This window comes from Cognatilysobacter terrigena (assembly GCF_004361065.1).
In the GTDB taxonomy this organism is placed as follows: domain Bacteria; phylum Pseudomonadota; class Gammaproteobacteria; order Xanthomonadales; family Xanthomonadaceae; genus Cognatilysobacter; species Cognatilysobacter terrigena.
In genome coordinates this window covers 55,705-68,891 of the sequence record NZ_SELT01000011.1, presented here as the reverse complement: position 1 = coordinate 68,891, position 13,187 = coordinate 55,705, and the positions used below count along the sequence as shown (strand labels likewise).

10 protein-coding genes are annotated in these 13,187 nt (G+C 63.1%); all 10 read right to left on the bottom strand.

The features are described from left to right. Position 1: 1 nt before the first annotated feature. Positions 2 to 859 carry a class I SAM-dependent methyltransferase gene (locus tag EVS83_RS08460; RefSeq protein WP_166636846.1) on the bottom strand — a complete coding sequence of 286 codons (858 nt, stop codon included), beginning with the start codon at positions 857 to 859 and terminating at the stop codon, positions 2 to 4. Between the two features lie 70 nt (positions 860 to 929). Next, on the bottom strand, positions 930 to 1,274 hold the full coding sequence (locus tag EVS83_RS08455; RefSeq protein ID WP_133500604.1) for a hypothetical protein: 345 nt from the start codon (positions 1,272 to 1,274) through the stop codon (positions 930 to 932). Between the two features lie 242 nt (positions 1,275 to 1,516). Beyond that, complete coding sequence (locus EVS83_RS08450) at positions 1,517 to 2,695, bottom strand: acyltransferase family protein (RefSeq protein ID WP_133500603.1); 1,179 nt, start codon at positions 2,693 to 2,695, stop codon at positions 1,517 to 1,519. Beyond that, positions 2,695 to 6,153 carry a glycoside hydrolase family 99-like domain-containing protein gene (locus EVS83_RS08445; protein ID WP_133500602.1) on the bottom strand — a complete coding sequence of 1,153 codons (3,459 nt, stop codon included), beginning with the start codon at positions 6,151 to 6,153 and terminating at the stop codon, positions 2,695 to 2,697. The genes EVS83_RS08450 and EVS83_RS08445 overlap by 1 nt, the downstream gene beginning before the upstream one ends. Before the next feature lie 2 nt (positions 6,154 to 6,155). Next, positions 6,156 to 7,664: a class I SAM-dependent methyltransferase gene (locus EVS83_RS15890; RefSeq protein ID WP_208108722.1), complete on the bottom strand. Its 1,509-nt coding sequence runs from the start codon at positions 7,662 to 7,664 to the stop codon at positions 6,156 to 6,158. Beyond that, positions 7,661 to 8,254 (bottom strand): class I SAM-dependent methyltransferase, encoded by a 594-nt coding sequence (locus EVS83_RS08435; protein WP_133500601.1) that lies wholly within the window; start codon positions 8,252 to 8,254, stop codon positions 7,661 to 7,663. Before EVS83_RS08435 ends, EVS83_RS15890 begins: the two co-directional genes overlap by 4 nt. A 19-nt stretch (positions 8,255 to 8,273) precedes the next feature. Then, the gene (locus EVS83_RS08430) at positions 8,274 to 9,605 is read right to left on the bottom strand and encodes an ABC transporter ATP-binding protein (RefSeq protein ID WP_133500600.1); all 1,332 of its coding nucleotides are present in this window, start codon (positions 9,603 to 9,605) and stop codon (positions 8,274 to 8,276) included. After that, complete coding sequence (locus EVS83_RS08425) at positions 9,595 to 10,359, bottom strand: ABC transporter permease (protein ID WP_246022824.1); 765 nt, start codon at positions 10,357 to 10,359, stop codon at positions 9,595 to 9,597. Before EVS83_RS08425 ends, EVS83_RS08430 begins: the two co-directional genes overlap by 11 nt. A gap of 83 nt (positions 10,360 to 10,442) precedes the next feature. After that, positions 10,443 to 11,606: a cystathionine gamma-synthase gene (locus tag EVS83_RS08420; RefSeq protein ID WP_133500598.1), complete on the bottom strand. Its 1,164-nt coding sequence runs from the start codon at positions 11,604 to 11,606 to the stop codon at positions 10,443 to 10,445. 132 nt (positions 11,607 to 11,738) lie between these two features. Continuing rightward, entirely contained in the window at positions 11,739 to 13,115 is a 1,377-nt protein-coding gene (locus EVS83_RS08415) for a pyridoxal-phosphate dependent enzyme (RefSeq protein ID WP_133500597.1), read from the bottom strand. Positions 13,116 to 13,187: the final 72 nt, after the last annotated feature.

Below are 13,187 nucleotides of genomic sequence, written 5' to 3'. Positions count from 1 at the left end.
CTCACCTTTTCCGCAGGACGTAGGCGACCTGGTCGTAGCGCTCCGGGTTGAAGCATGTCGCGACCACGTCGAACTTCTCACCGAACTCGCGAACAAGCCACTGCGCCGGTACCCAGGTCTCGCCGTAGAACGACTCGTCGCGAACACCGCCGCCACTGACGCCGGCTGACGTTGCATGGATGAACTGCCCAGCTCGAAGCGCGGCGCGCGGTGCTTCGATGTCGTCGAACAGCTGACCTAGCGCAGCCGTGTAATCCCCCACTCCATTTGCCGTCCGCGCCCAAAGGATGTAGTCGAAGAACGTGTCGTGCCGCGTAGTGAACGCAACATGCCCGCCCGGACGAAGGAGCCGATGAAACTCCTCCAGCCATGCGCGCGTGGTCGCCTCGGACAAATGCGAAAACACCGAATACGACACGATCAGTGCGTAGCGATCCGTCTCCAGTCCCGATGGCGGCGCCGGCGGGCATACACGGAAATTGGACGTGCCGAACAGCTGCGACGAGATCGCGACGAAGGAAGGATCGACATCCAGCCCGTCGAGCGAGGCCAAGGCGACGTCGCGCAGAAACATACGTCCGACCCGACCCCATCCGCAGCCGAAGTCGAGCACACGATCGCGCACGCCGAGAGGCGTTCCTCCGGCTTGCAGCGCCCGGGTAACATCCTCGTAAAACGCGCCCGCCTGACGGATTGCGGACTCCCCCGACAGGCTCGTGGTATTGACCTGCAACGTCGCGTCCGGAAACGCGGGACGTGGGTCGCCCTGCGGGCTGCGCTGTGGCGTGATCTGACTCGCGATGACTTGATCAATCCACGCATCAATCGTCGGCGCGTTGGTTTCGTGTCCCACTTCCATTACTGACTCCATTATTCGGGAAATACGCGTTTCGCGGCGCGGAACCGTCACGGACGGACCCGCCGACGCATTAAGAGCCGAGTTCGATGTGACGGCCGTTGTCGCACGCTCGCATCGCGGCGCCGTCCCCCTCAACGAGATAGAGGTGGTATTGACCCGCGGGGAGTGATGCGGCGTTGAGCTCGACGAGGAATCCGGTGTTCGCGAAGGCGGACTGACCCGTGGACTGCACCACGTCGGCGCGAGCGCGGTCGACGGTCAACGGTACCGACCACACGACGCTCTTGTCATTAGCGGCTTCGAAGCGCAGGGCCGGGCGAGTCAACGCCCCACCTTCATTGCCGAGCCAGCCGGTTACCTTGAACTGACGACTGGGTGCTTTGACGACTTCGCTGCCAAGCAGCACGTCGTCCATGTATTCCAGGTTGCAGCTGGACGAAGGCGTGAGGGAGGTTTGGAGCGCTTCCACAGGAAGGCGCGTCGGAGTGGCGCCTGGCGCGCTCGCTGCGGCCTCGGGAGCCCCCGCCGAGGCTCCGGACGCGGCCGCGGGTGCGGACGTCGACGATGGGGCGGAAGCGGGTGCTGTCGGCTCGCTACACGCCGAGACGGCCATGACAGCTGCGCAGGCCAACGCAAAAGAACGGTATGTGTGGTTCATCAGGGCTTCTCCGAGACGTTAGGAAGGGATGTCGTACGCTGTCGGGATTCGTCGTCGCGCTGACGATCCAAAATCGCATTCTGTATCGAACGATTGACGCGCTTTCCGAGATTGATGCCCGGCTGCTCAACAAGGCGGAAGGTCAGTTCGGCCGCGACGATGGTCACCATGAACGTCACGACGATGCAGGCCAGGAATGCGAGCGTCGCATTTGGTACTTGGCGGAATAACGACGCGTAGATCGGGGCGAGCAACAGCACGATCGTAGGATGGTTGAGATAGAGCGAATAACTGATCCGGCCGAGATAGCGAGTGATTCGATTGACGAAGATGCGCGCCGGGCAGTACGCGAGCCCCAGCAGCACGAACGTGAATCCGACAGCCTGCCAGTAGTAGAGGTCACCGTAAATGTCGGGCAGCCAACCATTGAGAAGCGCGGCGATAACCGCTAAACCCGCTACCAGCAGCAGTCGCCCTCGATCAAGCAGGCCGCTGTCCGACGCCGCATCCATGAAGACGTAATACGCGACCACGCCGCAGGCGAAAACCGGCAAGTGGCGCAGAACGCTCCACTGGAGAATGGAGTCACGCGCATCCATCGCGAGGGGCCAATACGGCGCGAGACCGCGCAGCGCCCACCAGCCTAGCAGCAGGGCGATGGCGAACGCCGCAGCCTGGCTCCGATTCTTAGCGAATGCGAGGAATACGGGAAACATGGCGTAGAAGACCATCTCAATACCGATGGTCCAGCTCGCCCAGACAAAGCCGCCCTGCATGTTCGGCACGAGGTTGAACAGGAACGATGCACTGAGCGCAATTTCAACGGGCGAGTGGGACGCGTTGAAAAGCTTCATGTCTCGATACAGGGTAAGCGCAATCCACACGTAGAAGAGCGGCGCGATTCGGAAGAATCGGTGCACAAAGAAGCTGACCCACGGCGCGGGCTCGCGACGGCGCGCGGGCATCGTGTAGCAGAGCGAAAACGCACTCACGATGAAGAAGAGCGTCACGCCCATCCCACCGTTGCCGACGACCAGCGAAGCCCATCGCGGCATCGCGAGGTCTGGCTCAGGGATGAGCACCATATGGTAGAGGACGACGTAAGCCGCTGCTAAGCCACGTGCTGCGTCGAGGAAATGCAGGCGGGACTTCTCCAATGTGCTTGCTGCGACGCCCATCACGCGCTCCGACTCATTTCGCCCATCCGTGACCTGGGAGGTCCAGCAAGAAGCGCGCGGAAACGTTCATCCCGATAGATGTCAATCGCAGCCACACCGAGCCCGAAATGCTCGTACAGCTTTTGTGCATAGGTGTCGCTGCACTCGCCCATTGCGACCGCACCAGGATACGTTTCGCGAGCCCAATTCTGGACCTGCAGCACTTCGCGGAGATGCGGTGCGTTGTCACCACCCAACGTCACACTGCCGCCATGCCGGCGATGACGATTGAGGGAACTGGGGGTGAACGCGAGCGACCCGCGCTCAAGCATACGAAGGTAAAGAAGCCAGTCACCCGCGATGCGGAACGCCGCGATGTCGGCGATGTGCGCTTGCAATACCGCACGCAGCGCGCTAAGACGGAAGACGACCGCACTGACATTGGGGATCGTATTTTTCACAGCCAAGCCATTCGCGAGCTCATCGTCGAGCGATGCAACGAATGGATGCACCCAGCGCTCACGCCCAAACTCGGCCACATAGTCCAGGTAATTGGGCGCGAGTTCCGCTCCTCGCGCATCAATCTGGGTCGACTGACAGTAGCTCATTACCACCGACGCATCTGCGAATGCGGCGGTGACGGTTGCGAGAAAGTCCGCTTCCGCACTGTCGTCGGCCTCGGCTATCCACACCAAATCACCGCGCGCGCGCGCGACGCCTTCATGCCACTGCTTGAATACCGAACCGGAGTTCGTCCGACTATCGACGATACGCAGAGGATTTCGTGTTTTCCGTCGTAGTGCCCTGAGCACGCTAAGGCTGTCGTCGGTCGATGCGTCGTCGAGAACGATGATCTCGAATAGCGGAACGGTTTGCGCGTCGATCGTTGAAATGCGCTCGGGCAGATAGTGCGCATAGTTGTAATTCGGCACCACGACGCTGACGCGAGGAAGCTGAATACCAAGGTACCCGAGCAGATCGAAGACATATGCCCGGAACGAGCGCTCCGATTCGACAAACTCGTGAGCGCGCCGCCCCATTTCGGAGGCGCGTGCTGTGTCCGTCAGCAAGTCGCGACAGGCATACGCAAACGCCTGCGTGTCAAACGCGTCTACCAAAACGCCTTCGACCGAGCGCAGCAATTCTTCAAAACCACCGCAGCCAGCAAAGGCGACGACCGGCAGGCAGGCGTCATACGCCTCCATGACCACGGTCGGGTAAGGATCCTCTCGCGACGTCAGCGCGAATACGTCCGCCCCCGCGTAGAACACGTCGGTGTCGTCCCGGCGGCCGACAAAATGGAAACGCTGTCTGAAGCCGCTGGCACTGACCTGCCGTTCGATCTCTGCCTGTATCGCCAGATCCGGATGGCCGAGCCAGACGAAGTGAGCTTCGGGGTCTGCCGCCATCAACGTTCGCCCCGCCTCGACGAAGAGGTCGACACCCTTCCGCAGGTCCGCATACCCGACGCCGAGCACGATGCGAGCGGAAGCATTGATGCCGAGATGCTCCCGCAGCTCCCGCCGAGCGGCGTCGATTTCATCAACCGAATAGCGATTGCGCTTGTAGAGCCCCTGCGGACGAATGATGCAGCGTGCCTCGTCGAGGGGTTGCATCGAGCAGAAGCCGTCGCGCACGGCGGTCGCGGCAAACACGATACGAGCATCGGATCGAGCTATCGCCCGCGCGCTCTCCTGCAAACCGAATTGGCGGATGACACCGGGCAGCTCATGCACGAGCGCCACGACGGGGATTCCCGCGACGCTCAAGCGCTCGACCACTGGTCCGCAGACCGTTGTATTCGCGATCACGTGCGTCACGCCACTTGCGACTAGCGAGCTGATGAGGAGCTCGACATCGTCTATGGCCAAGGCGGCGCGTCGCAGCGGCGCGAGTCGCTCGAATTCTGGAAGCAGCGCCCCCTCCCCCAGTGACACGGCCTCGACGGCAATTCCCATCGACACGAGTTCGCGGACGATGCTCAAGGCGAGGTACTGCGCACCGTGCGGATGACCGTCATGCGTGAAGACCGCGACGCGACACGGTGGCGTCGGAACGGTAATGACCTGTTCTACGGCCAGGACATCACGGGTCGCCTGGAGGTACGCATAACCGAAACGGCGGTCCGGCTCGAGATGCGCGCCTTCTGCCCACTCGTTCCATGCGTTGATGAAAACCATCGCCTCACCGGCAACGGGTCTTTCCTGCGCAAAGTCGACAGCATCGCGCAGCCATCCCGCGTACGCTTCCGGGGTCGAATGGGCAAAGGTGTATCCGCGACCCGGCTTGCGCGCTTCGTTGTCCCAGGACGGGAAAACACCGCGCACAAGTGGATAGTCTGGCACCGGCTGGCCGACCGCCGAACGAACGACGTCGGCGTAGTCCACGACGTAGCCCTCGTACTCGGAATTGACGACGTCCAGCCGGTCGTTGATGCAGGGCAGGCCGCGCGCGACTTTATGCGGTGGAAACTCGACAGCGAAATCGAAGCCATACGTGCGCGGATCGTCGACGTCGAACTGCACCATTCCGAGCAAAATCTCACCGATCCCGTGCTCGCGACAGTACGTTCGCCAATGCTCAAGTGTGCGACGGCAGTCGGGCAACAATGAAGGCCGGTAAACGATGATGAGCGGCCTTCCGTCGACGCGGATGTATCGCGCATCCTGCAAGTACGGGACGAGGTCGCGAATGAATGCCTCGTCGTTGTCGTCGTTGTAGGTTTGGCCCAGCAGAATGTCGCTTTCGGCGCCGTCCCAGCGACGCGTCCAGTTCTCGTTGGCCCAGCTCAGACAGAACGGGAAATCGATGTCGCTCGCAACGAACTGATCGACCGGACGTTCCAGCAAACGGCGTCCATTGAACCAGTAATGATGGAAGCAGAACCCGTGGACGCCAAAAAGGCGCGCTAGGTCGACTTGACGACGCATCACGTCAATCAGCCGCAGGTCGTAGAAGCCCAGTTCACCCGGCAGACGGGGCTGGTAGTGGCCGACGAACTGGGGCACAGCACGCGATACGTTGGTCCATTCGGTAAACCCGCGCCCCCACCATTCGTCGTTCTCAGCGATCGGATGGAATTGCGGCAGATAGAACGCGATCGCCTTCGCCTTGCACGCGACCGGCGCGGTGAGGGTGTCGTCCAGTGGCACGTAAGACGGCGCACGGCCCGATACGCTGTAGCCGACGAGGTCGCGAATGTAGCGCTCGGCACTCGCCGATGGCGACGGCGCGGGCGGAAGCAGCCTCGGTTCAGGCGACTCCACCCTCGGACCTGCGCTTGCGACGAACGGTGCGGCGGCGTCACGCGACGGCGCTTGGAACGCGCGCCAGCGTCGGTAGCTGTTCGTACGTGCGAACACTCCCGGAAAGTTGCGGAACACGAACGCCTTAAAGGCAAGTCGGGCATCCCAGCCGACAGGCAGCGCGAGGTAAAGCGCCCGCAACGCGCGCCCGATGTTGGCTTTGACTCCCATCATGCTCAATTTCCCTGAATCATGCGATTGACGTGACGCAAAAAACCTGTCCAACGCCAACTCCTCGACTTTTGGATGACCTGCAGCTGGGCGTCGAGGGCCTGCACCCGTTCGCGGCAGTCAGCGGCTTCAGCTCGAAGCAACGCGAATTGCAGATCGATCCGGCTAGAAGTTGACGCCGCTGTCACGCCATCGGTAGCGCCTGACGGCTCGCTCCACGCGAGCAGCAGTTCCTCGATACGTGACATTTCGTCCGCCAAATCTCCATAACGACGTTGCTCGACGAGCAGACGCTCCTCAACCACCGCATGCGCTGCGCGCGACTGTGCGAGCTGCGAAAGGGCGTCGTCCAGCTGGATTGCCTGGGCGCTGCGCGCCGCCTCCAGCGACACGCGTGCACGCTCGGCCTCGGCGATGTCGTCGCGAAGCCGCGCAACCTCTTGCCCACGCTCGTTGAGCGCTTCGCTGAGCTGCGACATCGCGTCGGACATGGTGTCGCGCAGTTGCGAGAGGGCCGCAGCGGTGGCGGCGGAACCCGCATCGATCGCGGCGCGAATGTCTGCATTGGCGCCGCGCAGTTCGACCAGGCCGGCAGCAGTGGCGGAGGAACCCGCGTCGATCGCGGCGCGAATGTCTCCATTCGCGGCGTTCGCCGCCTGGGCCGACGCGGCAGCAGCTTCCGCATCGGACACCCGCGTCGACGCCGCCGCAACCGCCGACTCGAGCTCTTGCACCTGTCGCGTCAACCCTGCATGTGCTGACACGTACTCGGCCAAAGCCGACTCGCGCGCGTCAAGCGTCACCCGACATGTCTCGAGTTCAGCTCTGCAACGCACCGCTTCGCCCAACCTGGCGAATAGGTCGTTGACGAACACGCCCTCGGCCGTGCCGGCGGTGGATGTAAGTGAACGCACCGGCGCCGGGACCTCCTCGCCGACCGCAAGCACGCCCAGCCCGTGAGTGTGGCTGAACTCGAACGCCGGATATTGTGAGCTGATCTCCCCCCACAGCTTCCACACACCGAAGTTGCGTTCCCGCACTTGGGTGTCGTGAAACAGCACGACACCCCGTCGGCTGAGCTTGGGCAGCCAGCTTGTGAAGTCGTGCGAGACCGCCTCGTACGTGTGGAGACCGTCGATGTGCAGGAGGTCTACCGATCCGTCCTCGAATTGCTGCAGCGCTTGGTCGAAAGTCATGCGCAGGAGTTGTGAGAACGCGCCGTACCGTGGGCCGTGATAGCTCGACAGAGTCGCGAACACCTCCTCGCCGTAATGGCCGGCATGATCGTCGCCCTGCCAGGTGTCGACCGCGGCGCATCGGCAGTCGAGCTGCAGGCGCGCGACCGCCTGGCAGAGTGCGAGGTACGACGTGCCGTTGTGTGTCCCCAACTCGACGATGGACCGCGGCCGCGCGGCCTCCACGATCCAACCGGCGAACGGTACGTGACCGGTCCACGCGCTCGGAGGCACGCGGTCGGGCACCAGCGTCATCCCACCGTTGGGCCTGAAGATCATCGGCCGCCTCCAGGTATCAGCCGTCCGGCCAGGCGCATCGCAGTCTGGAACGCGTACTCGCGTGGACGCAGCGGGCGCTTCACGAAAACGCCGACGGTGTCACCCCACGCCGCGCTGCCGGGATCGGAGTCCGGCTCCCAGTCGGTGCTGACCTGGAGGAGATCGCAGCTCCCAAACTTGGCAAGCGCACGATATCCGTCGGGATAGAACCTCCAGCAATCCTGCGGATACCGGTGTTCCGGCCCGCGGGACGGCGCAATGAGAAACACACGACCGCCAGGCTTGAGTACACGCAGCATCTCGAGCCAGCTCAGCCAGAAGAATTCCACGTGCTCGAATGCTTGCCCGGACACGACCAAGTCGACCGAACTGGTGGCGAACGGCAATCGATACGGGCTGTGCAGAACGACGTCGACCCCAGGGCCGGACTCGAGGTCGACGCCGGTGTAGCGCCATGCCGGGTCGGTGAACAGCGTTCGATACGATCCATTGACGTCGTACGACCCTATGTCGACGACGGCCAAAGGACTCGACGGCTGCAGATGGGCGTCGACAAGTCGCCGCATATGCTCGTAGGAACTGGCGTGCATGGGGCGCCTCGAAGGGTGGCTAGACAGCGCTCGCGGCGCGAACGTCAAGTGTGATCGAACGGTAGGGAAGGCCGACGAGACCGATCGTCACCGTCGACGGAACCGATTCCAACGCCAGAACGTCGTACATCCACACGGCCTGCACGTGGTCATGGTGGGTGCCGTCGGCCAATGCAACGTCGACGGTGTAACGCCCGCGCGGTAGGCATGGCATCCGGAACTCGAACACGGCCTCGACGATGTCACCCGGGCGCGCGGGCGGCGGCGCTTCATCGAGATACGTGTGACGGCCGAGAATCTGCTGGCCGAGCCTGTCCTTGATGAAGTAGCCGACGATCGGACTCCGAACGTCGCGCTCGATCCGCGCAATGACCTTGAGACGGACGAGTTCTCCGCCCTCGAACTGTGACAGAGGCGCACCGGACGCGCTTTCGAACACGACCTCCGTGATTGCAGCACCCCCATCGCCGAACGATGCCGCATTCCGATCGAACGGTAGGACTCTGAAACTGCTTTCATCGACGTCCACGCAAGCGTCGGCCGGTGTGTCGCGGTCGGTGCGCACCGCGACCGGCGCGTGTACCGCGTGGCCGTAGACACTGGCGTGGTATGCCTCGCATACCGTCTTCGCGGGACCGTCGAGTCGCAGCTCGCCTTTGTCGAGCCAGATCGCCCGATCGCAAAGATTTATCACGGCCGATGCATCGTGACTCACGAACAGCACGGTCCCGTTCTGCTGGAAATCGCGAAGGAACCGCATGCACTTCTGGGCAAAAAAGACGTCGCCTACTGACAGCGCCTCGTCGACGACGAGGATGTCGGCCTCGGCGTGCGCGATCACCGCGAACGCGAGTCGCACGTACATTCCGCTCGAGTACGTCTTCACGGGTTGGTCGATGAAATCGCCAATATCAGCGAAGTCCACGATGCGCTGAAACTTGGCATCGATCTCGTCGCGTTCCATGCCGAGAATCGCCGCGTTCATGTAAACGTTCTCACGCCCAGTGAACTCCGGGTTGAAACCGCTGCCGAGCTCCAGCAGCGCGCCGATTCGGCCGCCGGTGCGCACGTCGCCGCGGGTGGGCACCAGCGTCCCGCAGATCGCCTGCAGCAGAGTCGATTTCCCCGAGCCGTTGCGTCCAATGATGCCCACGGTTTCGCCGCGCGCGATCTCGAATGACACGCCGCGCAACGCCCATGACTCGCGGAAATAGGACTTCGTTCTGAGACCGAACAGCCGCTGCAAACGCGGCATGACAGCCTGCCGCAACCTGTGTTCAGGCCGGTCGTAAAGCGGGTAGCACTTAGCGACATCAGTGACCCGGATAGCGACCGCATCGTCAGAGGACATCCGCGAACCCCCGACGCAACTTCTGGAAGACCGCGTAGCCGCACGCCATGGCCAAGAATGCCGCGATGTAATAGATACCTAGCGCCTTAAAATCCGGCGGTAGTCCGTCGAACACGATGCGCCGGCTCTGCTCGATCGCGACGGTCAGGGGATTGAGCTGGATCCATGCGCGATAAGGCTCCGGCAGCGATGCGATCGGATAGAACACCGGCGCCATGAACATCAGGATTGTTGCGAGAAGACCGGCAAGCTGACCGATGTCGCGCAGGAAAGCGCCTAGTGCCGCAAACAGCCAGGCGATCCCCAGAGAAAACATGACGAGCGGAAACAGTGTTACCGGCAACCACCATGCCGTCACGGGCACCCAGTGCTCAGTAGTCCACTTGACCAAGAGAAGAATGCTCAAGCTGACGACCGCATGGAACGTCGCGGAGCCGACCAAACTCCAGACCAGCGCTTCAAGTGGAAAGACGACCTTCTTCACGTAGCTGGCGTTGCCAACAATCAACGCGGGCGCCTTGGTAATCGCCTCGGCCACCAAACCGTGTGCGATGACGCCGATGAAAAGCATCAGCGCGAACCGCGCCCGCCCCTGCTCCGCCATCACGCCCGGCCAGCGCGCCCGAAACACAACGCTGAAGACGAACGTATAGACAGCCAGCATCAGCAAGGGATGCAGGAACGACCATGCCACCCCCATCATGGAACCGCGATAGCGCCCCACCACTTCCCGTTGCGTGAGTTGGCCGATCAATCGGCGATCGTGCACGAAACCGGCGAGGAGGCTGCCTGGGCTCGTGGGGTAGCCGCGTATGCTGCTGTGTAGGGCCGGAGCAGTCATTGAAGCGCCTGTTCAATGTCCCGTCGCAGGTCGCCAAGATCCTCGACCCCGACACTCAACCGCACCAAGTTGTCGAACAACCCGAGCTGCGCGCGCCGCTCCGGCGGCACCGACGCATGCGTCATGCTCGCGGGATGGTTGACGAGACTCTCGACGCCGCCGAGGGACTCGGCGAGCGCGAACAGTTCGGTGCGTTCGCAGAATCGCTTCGCTGCGTCGAGGCCGCCCTTCACGAAGATGGTGACCATTCCGCCGAAGCCATCCATCTGGCGCTTCGCGAGCTCGTGCTGCGGATGCGACGCCAGCCCCGGATAGATCACGCGCTCGATCGCCGGATGCGACTGCAGCCATTCGGCGAGCGCCATCGCGTTCTCGCAATGCGCCTTCATCCGGAGGTGCAGCGTCTTCAACCCGCGCAATGCAAGGAAGCTGTCGAACGGCCCCTGCACGCCGCCGACCGCGTTCTGAAGAAACGCCATCTTGTCGGCGAGTTCCGCATCGTCGCCTACAACCGCCATGCCGCCGACGATGTCGGAGTGGCCGTTGAGGTACTTGGTCGCCGAATGCATGACGATGTGGGCACCGAGCGAAAGCGGGCGCTGGATCATCGGCGAGCAGAAGGTGTTGTCGACGACCACGATCAGGCCGCGCTTGCGGGCGATGGCGGCGATCTGCTCGATGTCGACGAGCTTGAGCAGCGGGTTGGTGGGCGTCTCGATCCAGACCATGCGCGTTTCCGGCCGAATGGCGGCTTCGAACGCGGCGGCATCGGTGAGGTCGACCCAGCTGAAATCGAGGTTCGCGCTGCGGCGACGCACGCGCTCGAACAGGCGATACGTGCCGCCGTAGACATCGTCCATCGCGATCACGTGGCTGCCGGAATCGAGCAGCTCGAGGATGGTCGACGTCGCGGCGAGACCCGACGCGAACGCGAAGCCGCGCGTGCCGCCTTCCAGCGCCGCGACGCAACGCTCGTACGCAAAGCGGGTCGGGTTGTGGCTGCGCGAGTACTCGAAGCCTTGGTGCTCGCCAGGGCTCGACTGCACGTAGGTGGACGTCGCGTAGATCGGCGTCATCACGGCGCCGGTGCTCGGGTCGGGCGACTGGCCGGCGTGGATGGCCAGCGTGCCGAGCCCGTGGGGCTTGCTCTCGTTCTGCATCGACCCGGGGTCCTTCTTGGCGGCCGCGGATTTTAGCATCGCGCCGCAGGCCTAAAGCGTTCAGTTTCAAGGCGTTCGGCGCACTTCGGGCACGCCGAAACGATGGCCGACTCCGACCGACGACCCGCGTGATTACTGGACGCGGCGACGCAGGTAATTCAGCAGATCGATCCGCGTGATCAGCCCGAGGAAGCGCTGCCCGTCGCTGATGATCGCAACATGCCCGCGGTCGAAGACAGGCAGCAGCGCTTCGATGGGCGACCGCACGTCGACCTTGTCGAGCTTGCTGACCATCGCGGTCGATACGGGGTCACGGAAGCGCTGTTCGTCGCCGTAGACATGCAGCAGCACGTCGGATTCGTCGACGATGCCGACGAGCTCGTCGCCGTCCATCACCGGAAGCTGCGAGACGTCGTAGAGCTTCATGCGTTGGTACGCAGTGACCAGCAGGTCCTTCGGACCGACGACCACGGTGTCGCGCTGCGAGTACGGACGCAGGATGAGGTCACGCAGGTCGCCGTGCTGCTCGCGCTGGATGAAGCCGTTGTCGAGCATCCAGTAGTCGTTGTACATCTTCGACAGGTACTTGTTGCCCGTGTCGCAGACGAACACCAGCACCTTCTTCGGCGTGGTCTGCTCGCGGCAGTACCGCAGCGCGGCGGCGAGCAGCGTGCCGGTCGACGAACCGCCCAGAATTCCCTCTTTTTCCAGCAGTTCGCGCGCGGTGAGGAAGCTCTCGCGATCGGCGATCGCGTAGGCCTTCTTGACGCGGGTGAAATCGGAAATCGGCGGCAGGAAGTCCTCGCCGATGCCTTCGACCATCCAGCTGCCCGACTTCTCCGACAGCGTGCCGCGATTGATGTATTCCTCGAGGATCGAACCCACCGGATCGGCGAGCACGAGTTCGGTATGCGGCGACTTCTCGGCGAAGCAACGCGAGAGGCCGGTCATCGTTCCGGAGCTGCCGCAACCGAACACGATCGCGTCGACACCGCCGACCTCGGCCATCTGCGCGAGGATTTCCGGGCCGGTGCCGAACTCGTGCGCAGCCGGGTTATCGGGGTTGCCGAACTGGTTGATGAAGTACGCGCCCGGCGTTTCCGCGGCGATGCGCGCGGCCATGTCCTGGTAGTAGTCGGGATGGCCTTTGGCGACGTCGCTGCGCGTCAGCACCACCTGCGCGCCCATCGCCTTGAGGTTGAAGATCTTCTCGCGGCTCATCTTGTCGGGCACGACGAGGATGAGCTTGTAGCCCTTCTGCTGCGCGACCAGCGCAAGGCCGATGCCGGTGTTGCCGGCGGTGCCCTCGACGAGCGTGTCGCCGGGCTTGATGTCACCGCGCTTCTCGGCGGCCTCGATCATGGCGAGGCCGATGCGGTCCTTGATCGATCCACCGGGGTTCTGGCTTTCGAGCTTGAGGTAGAGCTCGCAGACGCCTGTGTCGAGGCGCTGGGCCTTGATGACCGGCGTCGCGCCGATCAGCTCGAGGACAGATTGATGCAGGGGCATGGCGGATCCGTGCTGCCGGGAATCGCGCCATTCTAGCGGGCGTCGGTGCACGCCCTGGCGCCGTCGCCAACC

Excerpts from the sequence above, each read along its gene's own strand:
- EVS83_RS08460 (WP_166636846.1), bottom strand. The coding sequence starts at position 859 with ATGGAAGTGGGACACGAAACCAACGCGCCGACGATTGATGCGTGGATT.
- EVS83_RS08455 (WP_133500604.1), bottom strand. The coding sequence starts at position 1,274 with ATGGACGACGTGCTGCTTGGCAGCGAAGTCGTCAAAGCACCCAGTCGT.
- EVS83_RS08450 (WP_133500603.1), bottom strand. The coding sequence starts at position 2,695 with ATGGGCGTCGCAGCAAGCACATTGGAGAAGTCCCGCCTGCATTTCCTC.
- EVS83_RS08445 (WP_133500602.1), bottom strand. The coding sequence starts at position 6,153 with ATGATGGGAGTCAAAGCCAACATCGGGCGCGCGTTGCGGGCGCTTTAC.
- EVS83_RS15890 (WP_208108722.1), bottom strand. The coding sequence starts at position 7,664 with ATGATCTTCAGGCCCAACGGTGGGATGACGCTGGTGCCCGACCGCGTG.
- EVS83_RS08435 (WP_133500601.1), bottom strand. The coding sequence starts at position 8,254 with ATGCACGCCAGTTCCTACGAGCATATGCGGCGACTTGTCGACGCCCAT.
- EVS83_RS08430 (WP_133500600.1), bottom strand. The coding sequence starts at position 9,605 with ATGTCCTCTGACGATGCGGTCGCTATCCGGGTCACTGATGTCGCTAAG.
- EVS83_RS08420 (WP_133500598.1), bottom strand. The coding sequence starts at position 11,606 with ATGCAGAACGAGAGCAAGCCCCACGGGCTCGGCACGCTGGCCATCCAC.
- EVS83_RS08415 (WP_133500597.1), bottom strand. The coding sequence starts at position 13,115 with ATGCCCCTGCATCAATCTGTCCTCGAGCTGATCGGCGCGACGCCGGTC.